Source organism: Acinetobacter sp. YH12138 (assembly GCF_015218525.1).
GTDB lineage: Bacteria > Pseudomonadota > Gammaproteobacteria > Pseudomonadales > Moraxellaceae > Acinetobacter > Acinetobacter amyesii.
On the sequence record NZ_CP048670.1, the window covers coordinates 3,265,195 to 3,286,478 of the forward strand.

At 42.5% G+C, this 21,284-nt stretch carries 10 protein-coding genes, 2 tRNA genes, 3 rRNA genes and 1 pseudogene; 4 read left to right on the forward strand and 12 right to left on the reverse strand.

Annotated elements, in window-relative coordinates:
- Positions 1–134 precede the first annotated feature (134 nt).
- A complete protein-coding gene (gene ilvD / locus G0029_RS15885) occupies positions 135–1,964 on the reverse strand; it encodes a dihydroxy-acid dehydratase (RefSeq protein ID WP_111885144.1) in 1,830 nt (609 codons plus the stop codon).
- A gap of 437 nt (positions 1,965–2,401) precedes the next feature.
- On the opposite strand from ilvD, the gene fmt reads away from it, so the two are divergent.
- Together fmt and rsmB are read left to right on the forward strand one after the other, a co-directional pair.
- The gene (gene fmt / locus G0029_RS15890) at positions 2,402–3,361 is read left to right on the forward strand and encodes a methionyl-tRNA formyltransferase (RefSeq protein WP_180110267.1); all 960 of its coding nucleotides are present in this window, start codon (positions 2,402–2,404) and stop codon (positions 3,359–3,361) included.
- Entirely contained in the window at positions 3,361–4,668 is a 1,308-nt protein-coding gene (rsmB, locus tag G0029_RS15895) for a 16S rRNA (cytosine(967)-C(5))-methyltransferase RsmB (RefSeq protein WP_180026227.1), read from the forward strand. The genes fmt and rsmB overlap by 1 nt, the downstream gene beginning before the upstream one ends.
- A gap of 82 nt (positions 4,669–4,750) precedes the next feature.
- On the opposite strand, the gene G0029_RS15900 is transcribed toward rsmB, so the two are convergent.
- The 10 genes from G0029_RS15900 to G0029_RS15945 all read right to left on the reverse strand — a co-directional run bounded on the left by G0029_RS15900 (position 4,751) and on the right by G0029_RS15945 (position 16,635).
- On the reverse strand, positions 4,751–4,861 hold the full coding sequence (locus G0029_RS15900) for a methionine/alanine import family NSS transporter small subunit (RefSeq protein ID WP_180005359.1): 111 nt from the start codon (positions 4,859–4,861) through the stop codon (positions 4,751–4,753).
- 1 nt (position 4,862) lies between these two features.
- On the reverse strand, positions 4,863–6,347 hold the full coding sequence (locus tag G0029_RS15905) for a sodium-dependent transporter (protein ID WP_180026228.1): 1,485 nt from the start codon (positions 6,345–6,347) through the stop codon (positions 4,863–4,865).
- Positions 6,348–6,714: 367 nt separating this feature from the next.
- Positions 6,715–7,245 carry a DUF1287 domain-containing protein gene (locus G0029_RS15910; RefSeq protein ID WP_373685143.1) on the reverse strand — a complete coding sequence of 177 codons (531 nt, stop codon included), beginning with the start codon at positions 7,243–7,245 and terminating at the stop codon, positions 6,715–6,717.
- A gap of 117 nt (positions 7,246–7,362) precedes the next feature.
- Positions 7,363–8,808 carry an aldehyde dehydrogenase family protein gene (locus tag G0029_RS15915; protein WP_180022914.1) on the reverse strand — a complete coding sequence of 482 codons (1,446 nt, stop codon included), beginning with the start codon at positions 8,806–8,808 and terminating at the stop codon, positions 7,363–7,365.
- Positions 8,809–9,170: 362 nt separating this feature from the next.
- Complete coding sequence (locus tag G0029_RS15920; protein WP_180035039.1) at positions 9,171–10,544, reverse strand: MFS transporter; 1,374 nt, start codon at positions 10,542–10,544, stop codon at positions 9,171–9,173.
- A 624-nt stretch (positions 10,545–11,168) separates the two neighbouring features.
- Positions 11,169–11,283, reverse strand: a 5S ribosomal RNA gene (gene rrf / locus G0029_RS15925).
- A 190-nt stretch (positions 11,284–11,473) separates the two neighbouring features.
- Positions 11,474–14,367 (reverse strand): 23S ribosomal RNA (locus tag G0029_RS15930).
- Positions 14,368–14,809: 442 nt separating this feature from the next.
- Positions 14,810–14,885, reverse strand: a tRNA-Ala gene (locus G0029_RS15935).
- A gap of 74 nt (positions 14,886–14,959) precedes the next feature.
- A tRNA-Ile gene (locus G0029_RS15940) sits at positions 14,960–15,036 on the reverse strand.
- Positions 15,037–15,097: 61 nt separating this feature from the next.
- Positions 15,098–16,635 (reverse strand): 16S ribosomal RNA (locus tag G0029_RS15945).
- Together the 16S, 23S and 5S rRNA genes with 2 tRNA genes alongside form the textbook arrangement of a ribosomal RNA operon.
- Positions 16,636–17,092: 457 nt before the next feature.
- Here G0029_RS15945 and G0029_RS15950 point away from each other — a divergent pair.
- Together G0029_RS15950 and G0029_RS15955 are read left to right on the forward strand one after the other, a co-directional pair.
- A pseudogene (locus tag G0029_RS15950) lies at positions 17,093–18,183 on the forward strand (IS4-like element ISAba33 family transposase).
- A 502-nt stretch (positions 18,184–18,685) separates the two neighbouring features.
- Positions 18,686–19,555: an IS982 family transposase gene (locus tag G0029_RS15955; RefSeq protein ID WP_005137615.1), complete on the forward strand. Its 870-nt coding sequence runs from the start codon at positions 18,686–18,688 to the stop codon at positions 19,553–19,555.
- Positions 19,556–19,580: 25 nt separating this feature from the next.
- Here G0029_RS15955 and G0029_RS15960 read toward each other — a convergent pair whose 3' ends face one another.
- Positions 19,581–21,200 (reverse strand): oleate hydratase, encoded by a 1,620-nt coding sequence (locus G0029_RS15960; protein ID WP_004883953.1) that lies wholly within the window; start codon positions 21,198–21,200, stop codon positions 19,581–19,583.
- Positions 21,201–21,284: the final 84 nt, after the last annotated feature.

Consider the following 21,284-nt stretch of genomic DNA (forward strand, 5'->3'; position numbering starts at 1 on the left):
GAAACATTCACTTTTAAATTACCGTTTGCCTCAAACAGTTGCGGATGACGTTTCCTCGTATCCATTGCAAGTTATGTAGATGCAAATTTAAAAAGCACCCCATTTGGAGTGCTTTTTATTTAAAAATCTAAAGCTTAGATTTCACGTACTGCGCCTTTCGCTGCACTTGTGGTATGCATTGCATACGCTTTCAATGCTTTCGAAATTTTACGCGGACGCTCTTCAACTGGATGCCAGCCTTTTGCTTCTTGCGCTGCACGGCGAGCGGCCATGGTTGCTTCATCAACAGCTAAGTTGATGGTACGGTTTGGAATATCAATTTCGATTAAATCGCCATCTTCCACCAAACCAATTGCACCACCTTCTGCTGCTTCAGGTGAAACGTGACCAATAGACAGGCCTGACGAACCGCCAGAGAAACGACCGTCAGTCAATAACGCACATTCTTTGCCTAGACCTTTCGATTTCAGGTAGCTGGTTGGGTACAACATTTCTTGCATACCCGGACCACCACGTGGGCCTTCATAGCGAATCACAACCACATCACCGGCTTTGATTTCATTACCCAAGATCGCCTCTACTGCTGAATCTTGGCTTTCAAACACACGTGCAGTACCGTTGAATTTCAAGATTGAATCATCTACACCCGCAGTTTTTACGATACAACCATCGAGCGCAATGTTGCCGTAAAGCACAGCTAAGCCACCATCTTTCGAGAACGCATGTTCAGCATTACGGATCACGCCATTTTCACGGTCACCATCTAGTCGTTGGTAATATCGATCTTGTGAGAATGCAGTTTGCGTTGGTACACCGCCCGGCGCTGAACGGAAGAATTGGTAAACGTCTTCATTTTCAGTACGGATAATGTCCCATTTATCTAAAGCATCTTTTAAGCTTGCTTCGTGAACAGTACCCACAGATGTGTCCAATAAGCCTGCACGGTCTAATTCACCGAGAATGGACATGATACCGCCAGCACGGTGTACATCTTCCATATGTACGTCGTTTTTCGCAGGTGCAACTTTACAGAGTACAGGCACTTTGCGAGACAAACGGTCAATGTCGTCCATCGTGAAATCAACGCCAGCTTCATTGGCTGCAGCCAACAAGTGTAAAACGGTATTGGTTGAACCACCCATCGCGATGTCTAAAGTCATGGCATTTTCATACGATGCTTTGGTTACCATTTCACGTGGCAATACGCTGTAATCATCTTGTTCATAATGACGTTTAGCCAATTCAACAATTAAAGAGCCTGCGCGTTCGAATAATTTTTTACGGTTTGCATGTGTTGCCAGTGTAGAACCGTTACCCGGTAAAGACAGACCCAATGCTTCTGTTAAGCAGTTCATTGAGTTTGCGGTGAACATACCTGAGCATGAACCGCAAGTTGGGCATGCAGAACGTTCGTATTCAGCAACTTCTTCATCGGTATAGTTGTCATCTGCAGCTACAATCATGGCATCAATTAAGTCGATCGCTTTGTCGTTGCCACGGATTTTAACTTTACCCGCTTCCATTGGACCGCCCGAGACAAATACCACTGGAATGTTCAAGCGCATTGCCGCCATCAACATCCCTGGGGTAATTTTGTCACAGTTGGAAATACATACCATGGCATCGGCACAGTGCGCGCTCACCATGTATTCTACTGAGTCTGCAATCAAGTCACGTGAAGGCAATGAATACAGCATACCGTCATGGCCCATCGCAATACCGTCATCGACTGCAATGGTATTGAACTCTTTAGCTACACCGCCTGCTTGCTCAATTTGACGCGCCACGAGTTGACCAAGGTCTTTAAGATGAACGTGACCCGGTACAAATTGAGTAAATGAGTTCACGACGGCAATAATTGGTTTACCGAAGTCTTCATCTTTCATACCAGTTGCGCGCCATAAGCCGCGCGCACCCGCCATATTTCTTCCGTGTGTCGATGTTTTTGAACGATAGTCAGGCATTTTATATTTCCAACAAAGTTTGAGCTTGAAATGAATCCTACAGATTCACTCTGGCTAAATCATACTGACAATGATGTAAAATCAGTCGAATTTTAAACCTATCATACACCAAGCCATTGTTTTTAAAGATGGCTTTTTAAGCTGAGATTTGGGCAGATGGGTCTATCAATAAAAACGAGTGATTTGACGACAAAAATCTTTTAACTGAAATCTACTATACCGCCATCAATGGCTGCACAATACAAAACTTTCATGAATAATTTTTAAATTTTATATAAATATAATTTATTTAAAAATTGCAAATTTGCGATTTTGGGTTATGAAATCATTGAGCTTGGACAGCTTCAAAGTTGCAAAAATCAATTTCTAATGTTCTAAATTACGCATTAATCATTTGCTATAATCCACATATTAAACACAGATTCGGTTCATTCATTTTGAAAATCATCTTTGCCGGTACGCCAGAATTTGCCGCAACAGCACTAGCTGCATTGCTCAACACACAACATGAAATTGTTGCGGTATACACTCAACCTGACCGCAAAGCTGGACGTGGACAAAAACTCACAGCTTCTGCCGTAAAGCAATTGGCTTTAGAGCACCATATTCCTGTTTACCAACCCCTTCATTTCAAATCATCGACTGAAGAAGGTTTAGCCGCACAAGCGGAATTAAAAGCCTTAAATGCCGATGTTATGGTGGTTGCAGCCTATGGTTTGATCTTGCCGCAAGTGGTGCTAGATACCCCGAAATATGGCTGCCTGAATATTCATGGCTCATTGCTGCCACGTTGGCGTGGTGCAGCACCGATTCAACGTGCCATCGCTACAGGTGATACAGAAACGGGCGTCACCATTATGAAAATGGCAGCTGGACTTGATACTGGCGACATGATGTATAAAACCATCTGCCCGATTGAAGCAACGGATACCTCTGCAACTTTGCATGACAAACTTGCAGAGCAAGGTGCAACCGCAATTGCTGCCGTTTTAGATACTGAACAAACATTGCAGCAATATTTAGACAGCCGTGAAGTTCAAGACGAAGCGTTAACAGTTTATGCACATAAGCTATCAAAAGCTGAAGCAAAAATTGATTGGTCCATCGATGCTGTACAAATCGATCGTAACATTCGCGCCTTTAATCCATGGCCGGTGGCATTTATTCAGTTGGATGAACAAAACAATTTACGTGTTTGGCATTCTGAACTTTCAAATGCATCTGCACCGAATGCTCAAGCAGGTGAAATCATCGCCATCGACAAAAAAGGCATACACGTTGCTTGCGCCAATGGCAGCGTGATTATTTTGACTTCTTTGCAATGGCCGGGTGCTAAACCACTCAACCCTGTACAAATTTTACAAACCCAAAAATTGACTATTGGACAAATTTTATAATGAAGCAATCTCCCAACGCCTCGACCCGAGACCTTAATTTACGTGCTCAGGTAGTGAAGACGTTATTGGCTGTCCAAAATGGTCAATCGCTGCAATCTGTCCTCGCGCAGCAAATGAATATCGTGTCAGATAAAGACCGTGCTTTATTCCACGAATTGGTGCTCGGTTGTTTACGTCAATGGTATGCATTGAAACAACTGACTTTACCGCTTCTGTCTAAACCGGTAGATAACCAAGTGGTTGAAACCTGTTTATACCTTGGTTTGTACCAATTATTGTGTACCCGTGTCGCAGCTCATGCTGCAATTTCTGAAACGGTAGAAGCTGCAAAACAATTGGGTATGGGAAGTCTAAGTGGCTTAATCAACGCAATTTTGCGCCGTGCAACACGTGAAACAGAACAGTTCTACGACGTACTTGAACAAGCCACCAATTTACCAAGTTGGTTAACCAAACGTCTGAAAAAAGACTGGGGTGAACAATTTGACGAGCTCAGCTATGAGCTTAAACAAATTGCGCCACTGACTTTACGTGTCAATACACGCCAAGTGAGCCGTGATGAATACCTTGATATTCTGGAAGATGAAGGCATCGATGCACATCGTTGTGAACTCTCTAATGTCGGTATTGTGATGGATGAAAGTCTACATATTCCAAGTTTGCCGGGCTTTGAAGCAGGTGGTTTTTCGGTACAGGATGAACATGCTCAGCTGTGTGCAACACTCTTACCAAATCTCGATGGTAAATTTGTGATTGATGCTTGTGCTGCGCCCGGTGGTAAAACTGCACACATTTTAGAGACCTTCCAACCGAAGAAACTCATCGCACTCGACCAAGATGAAAAGCGCCTGAAACGTGTAGTTGAAAACCTTGATCGTTTGGTTCTCGATGGTAAACATGTCGAAATCCAAACTGCCGATGCCATCACTTACACTGTTCCTGAGCTTGCTGATTGTATCGTGCTCGATGCGCCATGTACTGCTGTCGGTGTAATGCGTCGTCATCCTGACATTCGTTTACTACGTCAATCGGGCGACATTGCGAAAACAGTAGTATTACAAAAGCAAATTTTGGAAAACATGTGGAAGCAACTTAAAGTTGGCGGTACGCTGCTTTACATCACTTGCTCGATTTTAAAAGCTGAAAATGAACAGCAAATGGTTGAGTTCTTTGCCAATCATGCCGATGCCCAAGAAATTAAAATTGAAGCAGATTGGGGAGTTGAACAAATCCATGGTCGTCAACTTTTCCCGAAAGTGGGTTATGGCGATGGCTTCTATTATTGCCGTATAGTAAAAACGGCCTAAATCAATAAACACCTTTTTAGATGTAAACAATCATAAAAAATGCCCGATGATTTCATCGGGCATTTTTTTCGTCATTCTAAATTTAATCTTCAGCTTCGTCAGGATTTTTCACCAAATGAATCGTCGCTAAAAGTAAACCACCCCATAGCAAAACAATTGATAAAATCATCATGATCATTGCAGATGTATTCATATTAATTCTCCTCTGGACCTTTGTCTTTACACAAGCTTAATAGAACAGAACCCAATACAAAGAAGGCCAATACCGAACCACCCACCAACCAAAGTGTCGTTGCAGGATAACCGCCATAACCTTCAGTTGCGACAGCCTTAATCGTCAATACAAGTGCAACCAATAATGAAATTGGGGTGATCACGGTCAATAAGAAATTCCAACCTTGACCCAACTTGATACTTGAGTATTGATTTGCATGCTCTTGTAATTGTTTCATCAATGGACGATGGAACCACGACACCAAAATAATAGAGAGTAAACCACCACCCACGATCCCAATGTTATTGGCAAAGTAGTCAATGATATCAACAAAAGTAATGGCACTTTGTGTAGAGAATAAAAGTGTAGATACGATTGCTGAACCGCCCGCAACAATCGTTACAGCTTTATTTTTTGACCAACCCAATTTGTCTTGAAACGCTGCAATTGGCACTTGCAAGATACTCACCATAGAGGTAATCCCTGCAACCACCAACGAAGCAAAGAACAAGAAGCCAAACAAATCACCGCCTGCCCCCATACTCGAAATGATTTTCGGGAAGGCAATAAAGGCTAAACCAATACCACCAGATACTACTTCTTTTACAGGTACACCTGAACTTTGTGCCATGAAACCAAGTGCTGCAAAGACGCCAATACCCGCTAAGATTTCAAATGATGAGTTGGCTAATGCAACGACTACACCTGAACCGGTTAAGTTGGTTTTTGCTTTTAAGTAAGACGCATAGGTCAACATGATCCCGAAACCAATCGATAACGAGAAGAAGATATGACCGAAGGCTGCTAACCATACTTTATAGTCGGTCATCGCTTCCCAGTTTGGCGTAAAGAATGCATTTAAGCCTTCTGCCGCACCCGGTAGACGCAATGCTTGAATGACTAAAATGCTAAATAACACGATCAATAACGGCATAAAAATTTTATTGGCAAGTTCTACACCACGACGTACACCGCCATAGAGAATGAACATCACCACAGCCCAAACAATGACTAAACCAACAAATAAAGTCGGAACAAAACCAAATGTTAAGCCATCACCATTTTGTAGATAGGTTTTAAAGAAAAAGCTTTCCGTATCTGAGCCCCATTGTTGTCCAATGGCGTAATACATGTAACTACCGGCCCATGACAATACGCTGGCATAGTAGATCCCGATGATGAGTGTCACCATCACTTGCCACCAGCCTAATGCCTCACTGTTCATAAGTTTTTTATATGCAGTTGGCGGTGCTTTTCGGAATTTATGCCCCACTGCATAATCTAAGAACAATAAAGGCAAACCCGCTGCAAAAATTGCAATTAAATAGGGAATTAAAAATGCACCGCCACCATTTTCATACGCCACGTAAGGGAAACGCCAAATGTTTCCCAAACCTACAGCGGAACCAATAGCGGCAATGATAAATCCTGATCGTGCCGACCAGTTTTCACGATTATCTGACATAGAACACCTAAACCTCAGGCATCTTTAACTGCTGCTTGTTATGGTTATATCGCGAGCAAAAAAAGAACCATAAAAATAAAATTCTGGGTGTTTGATCTGGTGAGATACCTTGTGAGCGTCTATACCAAATTGCAAACAGAAAAATCACATGCGCATTTTGGTTAAAAACACCACAAATAACTTTCCCTTTGTATGAATTAACAATACTCACTTTTTTTAAGTTTTTCTGTAATTTCTACGGCAAATATTCCATTTTTATAATGTGTTTAGGCTTAAATGTTCATTTAATCAGCTTATTTTTCATACAATTTAAGTTATTAATAATATAACTTTTAGGAATATTTTATTTCCAATTAAATTTTTAAAGTTATTTCACTCGATAATGTCCGGTAATTTGATAGGCATGCAAAAGATCTTCTTCCTGTGTGCCCTCTCCTATATTATGGATGATCAGCGGAACCCCGCTACCTTTCATTTTACGATCTGAAACCACACCGATATGCACTAAACCACGCCCTAAGTCCCAAGTGACAATATCACCTGCCAAATACTGCTTATCTTTGACTACATAGCCCTGGCGTTGCATCCAGGTTTGAATATTGGGAACACGCCGATGATCAATATTTTTATCAGTACTTTTTAAGCCCCATTTTTGTGGATACTGCTTAAAATTGGCTTTCATATCTTCATGAATGGTTTGTTGTAAATCAATCCCTTGCTGTCGTAATGCACGAATTACCACGTCGGTACAAACACCCTTGATTAAAGGGACATCTCCCATTGGATAACGCAGTGCAGTATACGCAGGATCATAATATAAGGTTTTCCCAATTTGACTGCGTGCATCCGTCACCATTTGAGTGGCGTTAAAGGCAAAGACAGCCATATTCACGGTCATCAAACTGACCAATAATAAAATTCGTTTCATTTTTCTTATTCACTTTAGATTTTTTGAAATGATTCAAAAACTGGGCTTCGAACAGATCCATACTGAACCAAGCCCAAGTTTAAACTGCTACAGTTTTATCGCCAATACGCGTTCTTCTTGCATATCTCGAATGGCAGACTGAATCCCTTCACGACCTAAGCCAGAATCTTTTACGCCACCATATGGCATGTTATCAACACGGAAAGATGGAATGTCATTAATAATCACTCCACCGACCTCTAAGTGATTCCACGCATACAACATTTTATTCAAATTTTGCGTATAGATGCCCGCCTGTAAACCAAAACGGCTGCTATTAATTTTGGCGATACCTTTTTCAAAGTTTTTGTATTTCTCTAAAATCGCTACAGGGCCAAAGATTTCATCTTTATACACTTCTAGCGATTCATCGACATTTTCTAGTAAAATTGGATCGAGCAAAGCCCCCTGATGTTCACCACGAACCAAAGCTTTAGCTCCTTTTTTGACTGCTTTATCGACCCATTTATGCACGCGTGTTGCTTCTGCTTCCTTAATCATTGGACCGACCATGGTGCTTTCCAACTGTGGATCATCCGCTTTAAGCTGCTTCATTCTCGCCACGAGTTTTTTCTTCACATCGGCATAGATATCGGCATGCACCAAGATGCGTTGAACACTAATACACACCTGCCCTGCATGGTTATACGCCCCACCGACTAAGCGTTCAATAAATGCCGCTGAAATTTCAGTATCAGGCTCAACCAATACAGCAGCGTTGCCACCGAGTTCCAAAGTCACTTTTTTACGCCCCGCACGCGCTTTCATATCCCAGCCGACAACATCGGAACCGGTAAAGCTGAGCAGTTTAAATCGGTCATCTGTTACCAAGACATCTGCATGTTCACGTGGACAAGGTAAAACTGAAAAAGCACCTTTAGGTAAATCCGTTTCTGCCAAAACTTCCGCAATTTTTAAAGCTGAAATAGGCGTCAAACTTGCAGGCTTCAAAACAAATGGACAGCCTGCGGCAATGGCAGGTGCAATTTTATGCGCAGTCAGATTGATCGGAAAATTAAATGGGCTGATCAAGGATACAGGGCCTATCGGCACATGTTTGACCATGCCTTGATAGCCAGATGCCGCTGCAGTAACCGCCAATGGGATCATGCGACCATCATCCATCTGTGTGACAGCATCGGCAGCAATTTGAAAGGTATTAATTAAACGTTCAACTTCAGCAGCTGCGGCTTTACACGGTTTTCCACCTTCCGCAATTAAAATTTCAGTCAATTCTGCACGCATTTCATTAAAACGTTTAACACAGTGCAGTAAGATTTTTTGTTTTTGAAAAGGTTCCAATGCCGCCATTGCAGCGCTAGATTTAACCGCTGAATCAATGGCTTTTTCAATGGTTGCAGCATCTGCGAGTGCAACGCGTGCATATACGTCTTGGGTATATTTTTGATTCACTTCTAACCACTGATCGGTAGTCGCTGCTTTACCTGCAACATAGAGCGGATAATCTTTTATATCTTGTACGGCTTTGGACATGACGATATTTCCATGATCTTGAGACATTATTGATAAATGTGAATAAATCTATGCCTCTATCATGCGCTGACTGAGCACAGAGTTCACTATATTTAAGTAACAAAATGAACCTCAAGCCTCAAACTTGATTACTTATACGCCCTGAACTTCATCCCCTATTTTCAGACCTCTGCTTGTACTGAAAAACGTATGATCGAGTCTCTATATAACGATGAAATTAAATTAGAAAAGCTATTTAAAATATTAAATCTCATTATTTATCAATATGTTTTAATAAATCATTCAGCCCCAATTCAATGATAAGAATTATGAGTACAACATAAAAAAAGCCCATCAAATGACGGGCTTTTTAAATCTATGTTTTAGCTATACGAACGCTGTGTTTTCACTGAAGCCTTATTCACATTTTCTAAAGCGGCAACCTCTTCATCCGTTTGCGCTTTGCGAATAAAGAACACTGCAATCGCTGCGATGACTACTGGAATTCCTACGGCCATAAAGTTAATTTGATGTGGCAATTCTTGTGATAATAAATAGCCGATCAGAATAGGGCCAACAATCGCACCTGTACGACCAACTGCAGAAGCCCAACCAATACCTGTCGAACGTACAGACAACGGATAGTACTGTGCAACATAGCTATACAGCAAGATTTGTGAACCAATTGCCGATGCACCTGCGACTGCAACCAAAAGATAGATCACAGGCTGTGGTGAATTAAAGCCGAGTAACGATAGTGCCACAGCACCTGCGAGACATAATGTAATGATCACCGGTTTTAAATGGAATTTGTCAGCTAAAATACCGCCGCCAATCGTACCAATCACCGCACCAATATTCATCGCCAATAGGAACGTCAAACTGCTACCTAATGAATAACCTGCGGCCATCATTAGTTTTGGTAACCAACTGCCTAATGCATAAAGGGTTAATAGACACATAAAGAAACACAGCCAAAACAACATCGTACTTACGCCACGACCTTGCTTATACAACGCTTTAACAGACGTTCCACCCGGAACCGCAACTTCAGTCAGTTCCAGTTGAGTATTTGCAGTCACGGTTTGTTCAGGTGCAATGGTTTGAATCATACGACGTGCTTCATCATGACGATTCACCTTCACCAAAAATGTGAGCGATTCAGGTAAAAATTTCCAAGCAAATGGCAACAGTAACAGTGGAATACCCGCAATGAAGAACATGATTTGCCAACCATAATCCGCAGTAAACCATGAACCAAAGAGAGCCGCCATGATGCCACCCATTGCATAACCACTGAACATGGTGGTCACTAAAGTACTGCGTAGATGCTTAGGTGCATATTCAGATGTCAATGCCACAAGGTTCGGTAATACCCCACCAATGCCAAGTCCAGCAATAAAACGTAACGCGCCAAATTCCGTTGGATTTGATGCAAAACCGCCTAAAAATGTGAATGTACTGAATAAAAATACACAAATCATGATAACTTTTTTACGGCCAATCCTATCAGCCAAAGTACCAAACATCATGGCACCAAACATCATCCCTGCAAGTGCTGTACTCGCTAGCATACCTGCCTGAACAGCTGTTAATCCCCAATCTTTCATCAATAAAGGCAGCGCAACACCATTGATCGCTAAGTCGTAACCATCAAATAAAATAAGAATTAGACACCACATCATGATGCTGAAATGCGATTTTGTGAACTTAGCGTTATCGACAACGCTATTCACATTCATTGTGCTTGTAGACATTGAACCTCACCTCCAATTGTGAGTTTTATTTTTCGCTACAATGCCGTTTTTGACTGTAAATTGTCCAAAATTACAAAGGTATAGACCCATACCTTTCAGATATATCCATGTTGTTTGGGAATAAAATGTCATAAAAACTCGGATATTTTTGAAATATTTATACATAAAAAAGTCGATGGACTGTGGGTCTAGTTTTTATAATGATTAATTTTCAATGTGTTACTAGAAGCTAAATCACAATCAGACGATAGATTATTTGATATGAAAATTGTCAGAATAAAACTCAAATTTTATAGAAAAAAACCAGACTCTACGATCTAGGTCGTAGATTTCTAAATCATAAGGCATCAGCCATCACTTAAGTCGATAATTAGGCATTTAAACTGTTGTTTTAGCTGACTTACATTCAGGTTTTCCGACATTTTTAAGCTGAGAATTCCTTCAATTGATGATTTTTAAATGCGTTTATTGTCTAATAATCATCCATGTTTAAATAATTCAAGCCACAATCTATCAATATTTTTATCATCTCCCTGTTTTATGCTTCTGCTTATCTTCTTTTCCCCTTTTCTCCACACATAAAAAAACACCCCCTGCACTAGTCAGGGGGTGTTTCGAATAATGAGCTGGCGATGACTTACTCTCACATGGGTAACCCCACACTACCATCAGCGCTAAGAGGTTTCACTTCTGAGTTCGGGAAGGGATCAGGTGGTTCACTCTTGCTATTGTCGCCAGCACAACTGTTATGGATACTTGCTTAGTCTAATCTCAGAGCAGTGCTCTTCGTGCTAAGTTTTCTACCAAATGAGTTATTAACAGATTATATCTGAGTTGCAGTATTTTGTTCTTAAGCGTTAACTAAATCAAGTTTGATTGATTATATGTGAATCAATTGATGCTTGATACAACAACTGTTTGGGTGTTGTATAGTCAAGCCTCACGAGCAATTAGTATTGGTCAGCTTCATGCGTCACCGCACTTCCACATCCAACCTATCAACGTCGTAGTCTTCAACGGCTCTTTAGTGGACATAAAGTCCAAGGGAAATCTTATCTTGAGGTAGGCTTCCCGCTTAGATGCTTTCAGCGGTTATCCCTTCCGAACATAGCTACCCGGCGATGCGACTGGCGTCACAACCGGTACACCAGAGGTTCGTCCACTCTGGTCCTCTCGTACTAGGAGCAGATCCTCTCAAATTTCCAGCGCCCACGGTAGATAGGGACCGAACTGTCTCACGACGTTCTAAACCCAGCTCGCGTACCTCTTTAAATGGCGAACAGCCATACCCTTGGGACCTGCTTCAGCCCCAGGATGAGATGAGCCGACATCGAGGTGCCAAACACCGCCGTCGATATGAACTCTTGGGCGGTATCAGCCTGTTATCCCCAGAGTACCTTTTATCCGTTGAGCGATGGCCCTTCCATACAGAACCACCGGATCACTAAGACCTACTTTCGTACCTGCTCGACTTGTGGGTCTCGCAGTTAAGCGCGCTTTTGCCTTTATACTCTACGCGTGATTTCCGACCACGCTGAGCGCACCTTCGTACTCCTCCGTTACTCTTTAGGAGGAGACCGCCCCAGTCAAACTACCCACCAGACATGGTCCTCGTCCCGGATAACGGGACAGAGTTAGAACCTCAATATTACCAGGGTGGTATTTCAAGATTGGCTCCACCGAAACTAGCGTCTCGGTTTCAAAGCCTCCCACCTATCCTACACAAGTAAGATCAAAGTTCAATGTCAAGCTGCAGTAAAGGTTCACGGGGTCTTTCCGTCTAGCCGCGGGTACACCGCATCTTCACGGCGATTTCGATTTCACTGAGCCTCTGCTGGAGACAGCGCCCCCATCATTATGCCATTCGTGCAGGTCGGAACTTACCCGACAAGGAATTTCGCTACCTTAGGACCGTTATAGTTACGGCCGCCGTTTACTGGGGCTTCGATCAAGAGCTTCGCTTACGCTAACCCCATCAATTAACCTTCCAGCACCGGGCAGGCATCACACCCTATACGTCCACTTTCGTGTTTGCAGAGTGCTATGTTTTTAATAAACAGTTGCAGGGGCCTGGTTTCTGTGGCTGCTCTCAGCTCAGGAAGCAAGTTCCATCACCAAAAGCAGCGTACCTTCTCCCGAAGTTACGGTACCATTTTGCCTAGTTCCTTCAGCAGAGTTCTCTCAAGCGCTTTGGTCTACTCGACCTGACCACCTGTGTCGGTTTCGGGTACGATTCCAGTGTAACTGAAGCTTAGAGACTTTTCCTGGAAGTATGGTATCAGCCACTTCACTGTACAAGTACAGCTTGCTGTCAGATCTCAGCATAGAGTACCCCGGATTTGCCTAAGATACATGCCTACTTCCTTTCACCTGGACAACCAACGCCAGGCTGACTTAACCTTCTCCGTCCTCTCATCGCATTACACTGAAGTATTGGAATATTAACCAATTTCCCATCGACTACGCCTCTCGGCCTCGCCTTAGGGGTCGACTCACCCAGCCCCGATTAACGTTGGACTGGAACCCTTGGTCTTTCAGCGAACGGGTTTTTCACCCGTTTTGTCGTTACTCACGTCAGCATTCGCACTTCTGATACCTCCAGCAGACTTCTCAATCCACCTTCATCGGCTTACAGAACGCTCCCCTACCACTTACACTAATGTGTAAATCCGCAGCTTCGGCATATAGTTTTAGCCCCGTTACATCTTCCGCGCAGGCCGACTCGACTAGTGAGCTATTACGCTTTCTTTAAAGGGTGGCTGCTTCTAAGCCAACCTCCTAGCTGTCTATGCCTTCCCACATCGTTTCCCACTTAACTATAATTTTGGGGCCTTAGCTGGCGGTCTGGATTGTTTTCCTCTTGACTACGGACGTTAGCACCCGCAGTCTGTCTCCCGGATAGTACTCATTGGTATTCGGAGTTTGCATCGGTTTGGTAAGTCGGGATGACCCCCTAGCCGAAACAGTGCTCTACCCCCAATGGTATTCGTCCGAGGCGCTACCTAAATAGCTTTCGGGGAGAACCAGCTATCACCGAGTTTGATTAGCCTTTCACCCCTATCCACAAGTCATCCCCTGGCTTTTCAACGACAGTGGGTTCGGTCCTCCAGTTAGTGTTACCCAACCTTCAACCTGCTCATGGATAGATCACCCGGTTTCGGGTCTACACCCAGCAACTAAACGCCCTATTAAGACTCGATTTCTCTACGGCTCCCCTAATCGGTTAACCTTGCTACTGAATGTAAGTCGCTGACCCATTATACAAAAGGTACGCAGTCACCAAACAAGTTGGCTCCCACTGCTTGTATGCATGCGGTTTCAGGATCTATTTCACTCCCCTCACAGGGGTTCTTTTCGCCTTTCCCTCACGGTACTGGTTCACTATCGGTCAGTCAGGAGTATTTAGCCTTGGAGGATGGTCCCCCCATATTCAGACAAGGTTTCACGTGCCTCGCCCTACTCGACATCATTATCTAAGCCCTTTCGTGTACAGGACTATCACCTACTATGGTCGCACTTCCCAGAGCGTTCCACTAAAGCTTAGATAACTTAATGGGCTTTTCCCCGTTCGCTCGCCGCTACTGAGGGAATCTCAATTGATTTCTTTTCCTAAGGGTACTGAGATGTTTCACTTCCCCTCGTTCGCCTCATAAACCTATGTATTCAGTTTATGATACCCGCCTTATAGCGGGTGGGTTTCCCCATTCAGAAATCTCCGGATCACAGGATATTTGCCGCCTCCCCGGAGCTTATCGCAGGCTATTACGTCTTTCATCGCCTCTGACTGCCAAGGCATCCACCACATGCACTTAATTACTTGACTATACAACCCCAAACAGTCGTTTGATCCTACAAGTAGATCAACCAACATTACAGTTTAGAGCTTCGTGAATTTAATCACTGTACAGCTTCAATTAGATTCATATACCAAAACGCTTGATTCAGTTAATTTCGCTAGTAACTCATTTCATTTAAATTTCACAATTGCTTGTTAGGTTAAATCAAACGAGTATGAACAAATTATTTCAACTCAAATATATTCTGTTAATGATTTTTCCAGCCTTCGTCAGGTCAGGAAACTGTGATAAATCACAGAGATTATCAAGTCCGCGTATCATAACGCTTGTACTTGTTAATCTCTAGGATCTAAACACTTATCTGGGTGTTTAACACTCAGCTCAAGCTTCGTTTGATTAAAGCCTGCGCGAAGCGTAGCTTCTTGCTTAAATTTCAAGGAAAAACGTTGTTTTTCTTATCTTGAAATTTGGTGGAGACTAGGAGAGTCGAACTCCTGACCTCCTGCGTGCAAAGCAGGCGCTCTACCAACTAAGCTAAGTCCCCAGCTTATCAATAAGTCAATGTTTCTGTTTTTCTGTTTGCTTCCGTATTTTATTCAAATACTTCGTTAGTCAGAATGGTGGGTCTGACAAGACTTGAACTTGTGACCCCACGCTTATCAAGCGTGTGCTCTAACCAACTGAGCTACAGACCCTCAGATACATCGTCATGAAGAACAACTTGTTGTGGATTCTTACCAATCGTCAATCTTTCGTTAAGGAGGTGATCCAGCCGCAGGTTCCCCTACGGCTACCTTGTTACGACTTCACCCCAGTCATCGGCCACACCGTGGTAAGCGTCCTCCTTACGGTTAGACTACCTACTTCTGGTGCAACAAACTCCCATGGTGTGACGGGCGGTGTGTACAAGGCCCGGGAACGTATTCACCGCGGCATTCTGATCCGCGATTACTAGCGATTCCGACTTCATGGAGTCGAGTTGCAGACTCCAATCCGGACTACGATCGGCTTTTTGAGATTAGCATCTCCTCGCGGAGTAGCAACCCTTTGTACCGACCATTGTAGCACGTGTGTAGCCCTGGTCGTAAGGGCCATGATGACTTGACGTCGTCCCCGCCTTCCTCCAGTTTGTCACTGGCAGTATCCTTAAAGTTCCCGGCTTAACCCGATGGCAAATAAGGAAAAGGGTTGCGCTCGTTGCGGGACTTAACCCAACATCTCACGACACGAGCTGACGACAGCCATGCAGCACCTGTATGTAAGTTCCCGAAGGCACCAATCCATCTCTGGAAAGTTCTTACTATGTCAAGACCAGGTAAGGTTCTTCGCGTTGCATCGAATTAAACCACATGCTCCACCGCTTGTGCGGGCCCCCGTCAATTCATTTGAGTTTTAGTCTTGCGACCGTACTCCCCAGGCGGTCTACTTATCGCGTTAGCTGCGCCACTAAAGCCTCAAAGGCCCCAACGGCTAGTAGACATCGTTTACGGCATGGACTACCAGGGTATCTAATCCTGTTTGCTCCCCATGCTTTCGTGCCTCAGCGTCAGTATTAGGCCAGATGGCTGCCTTCGCCATCGGTATTCCTCCAGATCTCTACGCATTTCACCGCTACACCTGGAATTCTACCATCCTCTCCCATACTCTAGCTTCCCAGTATCGAATGCAATTCCCAAGTTAAGCTCGGGGATTTCACATCCGACTTAAAAAGCCGCCTACGCACGCTTTACGCCCAGTAAATCCGATTAACGCTCGCACCCTCTGTATTACCGCGGCTGCTGGCACAGAGTTAGCCGGTGCTTATTCTGCGAGTAACGTCCACTATCTCTAGGTATTAACCAAAGTAGCCTCCTCCTCGCTTAAAGTGCTTTACAACCAAAAGGCCTTCTTCACACACGCGGCATGGCTGGATCAGGGTTCCCCCCATTGTCCAATATTCCCCACTGCTGCCTCCCGTAGGAGTCTGGGCCGTGTCTCAGTCCCAGTGTGGCGGATCATCCTCTCAGACCCGCTACAGATCGTCGCCTTGGTAGGCCTTTACCCCACCAACTAGCTAATCCGACTTAGGCTCATCTATTAGCGCAAGGTCCGAAGATCCCCTGCTTTCTCCCGTAGGACGTATGCGGTATTAGCATCCCTTTCGAAATGTTGTCCCCCACTAATAGGCAGATTCCTAAGCATTACTCACCCGTCCGCCGCTAGGTCCAGTAGCAAGCTACCTTCCCCCGCTCGACTTGCATGTGTTAAGCCTGCCGCCAGCGTTCAATCTGAGCCATGATCAAACTCTTCAGTTTAAAATCAATAGTACCTTAAAGGGCACCAATCTTGGCTCATCAATTACTGACAAAAATTTGCTCAAATAAACTTCGAGTAATTTCTACCATTAATCAATGAAAATAATTTCGATCGATCAATCAGTAAAAATCCACACAAGTTGTTCTTCATAATCTCTTAATGATCTTTCTAACACCTCGTCAGTGCTAGAAGCTGGACTTAGACAAACTCAACAACTCAACGCTTCGCGTTTCGTTCGTTTCCGTCTATCTCGTCGGTATGGTGTGCATTCTAGAGCATTTCAGAATCATTGCAACCCCCAATTCACTATATTTTTCACGTATGTGTTTTTTATAAACGTTTTTGCTAAAAAAATTGCACTTTTACCTATTTTTTAAGCATTTTTTCTTTGTACACGACAAAAAAGATAACTTATTGAAATAATGGCATAGTACTTGTTTTCTGACGACGAATATGATGACACATTTCAATGAGTTACATCTCATCTTAAACAAATATCTAAAGTGGAACAAGTCACATGCAAAATGTTTTACACTGATTATGCTTGCATTAATTGTAAAACAGACATGTAATCTTTCTTCTGCATCTAAAGCCTTACCCATCAAGTGCTTACCACAATCATTTTACCGACGTATACAACGCTTCTTTGCAGATCAGTATTTCGATTATCGTCAAATTTCTCAGTTAATTTTCAATATATTTTCATTCGATAAAGTCCAATTAACTTTGGATAGAACTAATTGGAAATGGGGAAAACGAGATATTAATATCTTGATGTTAGCCATCGTCTATCGTGGAATAGCGATACCTATTGTTTGGACATTGCTCAATAAACGTGGAAATTCAGATACAAAAGAGCGTATTGCTTTGATTCAACGCTTTATCTCCATTTTTGGTAAAGATCGTATTGTGAATGTGTTTGCAAACAGAGAATTTATCGGTGAGAAATGGTTTACATAGTTAATTGAAAATGACATTAACTTCTGTATACGTGTTAAAAAAACTTTATTTTGACCAATCACTTAGCCAAGAATCATAAAATTAGTGATTTATTTCGTCATCTTCAAGTTGGTCAAACTGAATGTCGTAAACGACGTATTTGGGTTGGTCGAGTGAAACTGTATATTAGTGCGCTACGATTAGAAGATGGAGAACTTTTACTTGTTGTTTCTCCTATGTTTAATGCTTCTGCTATTCGTGATTATGCATTACGCTGGGAAATCGAAACGTTATTTAGTTGTCTCAAAGGACGTGGATTCAATCTTGAAAATACTCGTTTAACAGACCCTAGACGAGTCAAGAAATTGATAGCAGTGCTAGCTATCGGTTTCTGTTGGTGCTATTTAACAGGTGAATGGCAACATGATCGGAAAAAAGCGATAAAAATAAAGAAGCATGGACGACTTTCAGTAAGTTTATTTCGCTACGGTTTGGACTATGTTCAAATGGCTATTCTACGTTTGATTGGTTTTGGAAAAAAAGAAGAATTTAAGAAAGTGCTAGCAATTTTAAGAAAGAAAAAGCCTGATAGGACAAGGATCCTATGAAATTTGTCGTGTACAGAGGTAATTTTTATGAAATCTAAAATCATGAGAAAAAGATAGAAAAGCACTTAGTCAGTTTCGGAGTATTTAAAACGTGGAGATGTTTTTCCTATGTTGATTAGTCAATTTATTTACGAATGAGGTATAAAGTTTTATCTAATTTTTCTTTTTATCCAATTTAAAATTAGGTGCGTACACGGCCTCAACTTTCAATAAAGTATAAAAGGTGTTTGTGTAGGCAATACCCTTACTTTTGATAAGCCAAAAGAAAGCAAAAGCCTTTGTTACCCATACATAACATCCCTATTATGATGGATAACGTGTGGCATCCCTGCCACACTCGTGTATCCAAACGTTGCTTAAATTAAACTATGTAATAGTGGCGACATAAAGGTGCTCTTATCGCTATATATTAACCCGAATCGCGGATAAGAAATAAACTTGAAAATAAGAAGACTAGAGCCATCAGTTGAGTTACCACACAAAACTCACAACTCTAGTCCTAATGTTCAATAGTACCGAATTATTCTGCGTAATTGATGATTTCTTTCTTAAATTTGAAGCAACTTATTGGAACTTTCTCAAACAAAATAACCATTCTTTAAGAATCAGACGTGCTCATCTGACGATCTCAGAAATCTGCTTTATTGCCATTTGGTATAAATGTTCTTATTTCAGCAATTTCAAAGCCTTTTTCACATGGTTAAAAGAAGATAAAAGACATTTGTTTAAAAGCTTACCATGTTACCAACGGATGATTCATCTGATCAATATGCACCAATTAGCAATACATGCTTTACATGTGGCTCTGATGAAAGGTCAAAATACCCAATATTTGTGGATTGATTCAACGACTTTGCCAGTCTGTAAAAATCAACGTATTCAACGCCATAAATCATTAGCTCAAATAGCATCTCGTGGTAAAAGCTCAATGGGCTGGTTTTATGGCTGTAAGCTACATATTGCGATGAACCCATTTGGTGAAATCGCTTGTTCTGCTTTATCAAATGGGCATATAGCTGACATAAAAATGGTTGAGCAATTGGCTGACGGCTTAGAAGCAAAGCTATATGGAGATCGTGGTTATATCAGCCAGGAACTAAAAAGCAGGTTAAAAGATCAAGGTATTGATTTGATTACTTACCATCGAAAAAACATGCAATCCATCCAACTATCTGCATCAGATGAATATCACTTAAGACAACGAAATAAGATAGAAACGTTATTCAGCTTATTGAAAGGGCAATACAATTTAGTGACGAGTAAAGCTCGTAGTATTCATGGATTTCTGAGTGGGATTTACGCATCGTTATGTGCATATCAACTTAATCATCAAAATAAACCAACAATTCAAATTATGGAATCATTGGCTTAAGCGGGATTCGGGTTATATTAAAAACTTAGTGGAACACTGTTTCTAAAGCTTTTAAACCCACTTTGGGATCAAGTAGACCGTTGTAAATTTCAGGGATTTCACGTTCCACCCCAAAAAATTCATAAATGGCAAGCATCGCCCCACGAACTGAATATTCCACAGTAAAGACCACGTCATCTTCAATTTCCACAAACTGTCCAAGGAAAGCAAAGTTTTGTGAGCCTTGTGGAATTACCTGTGGACGATCCCCCGGTTTACGGCAGGCGAATAGGGCAGAGGCGTATGGCATCATGGCGGTAGTAACATCAGTCGTTGCCAAAACATGATCTAAAATGTCGTCAAAACCGAGCTGTTTAATCAGTTCTGTTAGGATTTCTTGCCCCGTGGCTTCGGACATTGGTTTTTTGATGTAATCGCCTATATGGTCAATTTGGAAACCGTAGCCCCATAAGGTATATAAACCTTCAGGTAAGTCGGCAAAGTGTGGCTGTGCAGGAACCACGATGGATAAATGCCAACCCGACTCATACCAAGTCATGAGTGCGCCTGTGCCTGGTTCATTGCCTGTATAGTCAATAATACGTTTAAGTAGCACGTCATCTTTCATGGTCAGAGTGAAAGACTCCCACTTATGTTCATCGACATTGCCATAAAAAGTCATTGGACGGCCAAAGTCTGGGGCTTTTTGTGCCAGCGTTTCCCAAAGCGTCCAGCCATGATCTTCTCGATGACGAATAAGGGCAGGCACGTCATGATTACCGCCATAACGTGAGTCTGCTGTAATAGAGCCTAAAGTGAAAATAGCTAAATCATTGGCTTTCAGATTAATTTGCTCTGAGCCTTCAGGCAATTGTACATATAGGCGTGAAGCGTAGCGTTCTTGAGTTTCAGCATTGGTAATGAAGTCTGCATCTGTGACATAGTGTCCAAAACGCACATCGACGCCTTGTGCGACTAACCAACGCTGTAGGGGCAGAATCATCGAGTCATATTGGTTGTACTTGGTACGTTTCACACCCGCTAAGGTATGAATGCGTGGCAATTCTTGAATAAAACGCAAGAAATAGCGTCTTAACTCTGCTGCACTGTGCCATTTTTGAAAAGCGAAAGTCGTGCGCCACATGCGCCAGAAATTGGTTTCAAAAAAGGTTTCATCAAAAAACTCATCAATGCGGCGACTGCCAATTTTTTCTTCTTTTGAAGCTAATAGGCGCAGCATCTGTGCACGATGTAGCGTATTCAGACCAAGCTTTGCTGCATCCGCAATGACATGTTCGGCATCAATCAACCGTGCATTGGCGTGGGTTTTCACTTTTTCATTAAACTCACGACATTCTTCACGCACCGAAATGTCTGGATTTTCCAAAGATGGAATACTGGAAAATAAGTCCCATAGGCACAAATAAGTTTCATCGGTCAGCATTCGTCCACCACGTGTTACCCAAGCTTGCGCGGCATGCGGTGTATGTCCACCATCCATCGAACCACCTGAAATATCGAGTTCTTCTAAAATATGGATATTTTTGGCAGGGACTTTGGCATCACGGATTGCAAATGCAGCAGCAGCCATACCTGCGATACCACCACCAATAATCCAAAGATGGGACTGTTGCGCGTCTAATGGGGTGCGCTTCTTATTTTGCATGGTTCACCTTTAATTATGATGTTAAAAATTATGAAGTAAAAAAATTGGTTTAGAAAAACCTTAAAAATAGTATGTCTTTTTATA

Coding starts and splice junctions, on each gene's coding strand:
- ilvD (WP_111885144.1), bottom strand. CDS start 1,964: ATGCCTGACTATCGTTCAAAAACATCGACACACGGAAGAAATATGGCG.
- G0029_RS15910 (WP_373685143.1), bottom strand. CDS start 7,245: ATGACCGTGAATATGGCTGTCTTTGCCTTTAACGCCACTCAAATGGTG.
- rsmB (WP_180026227.1), top strand. CDS start 3,361: ATGAAGCAATCTCCCAACGCCTCGACCCGAGACCTTAATTTACGTGCT.
- G0029_RS15900 (WP_180005359.1), bottom strand. CDS start 4,861: ATGAATACATCTGCAATGATCATGATGATTTTATCAATTGTTTTGCTA.
- G0029_RS15920 (WP_180035039.1), bottom strand. CDS start 10,544: ATGTCTACAAGCACAATGAATGTGAATAGCGTTGTCGATAACGCTAAG.
- G0029_RS15915 (WP_180022914.1), bottom strand. CDS start 8,808: ATGTCCAAAGCCGTACAAGATATAAAAGATTATCCGCTCTATGTTGCA.
- G0029_RS15960 (WP_004883953.1), bottom strand. CDS start 21,200: ATGCAAAATAAGAAGCGCACCCCATTAGACGCGCAACAGTCCCATCTT.
- G0029_RS15905 (WP_180026228.1), bottom strand. CDS start 6,347: ATGTCAGATAATCGTGAAAACTGGTCGGCACGATCAGGATTTATCATT.
- G0029_RS15955 (WP_005137615.1), top strand. CDS start 18,686: ATGTTCAATAGTACCGAATTATTCTGCGTAATTGATGATTTCTTTCTT.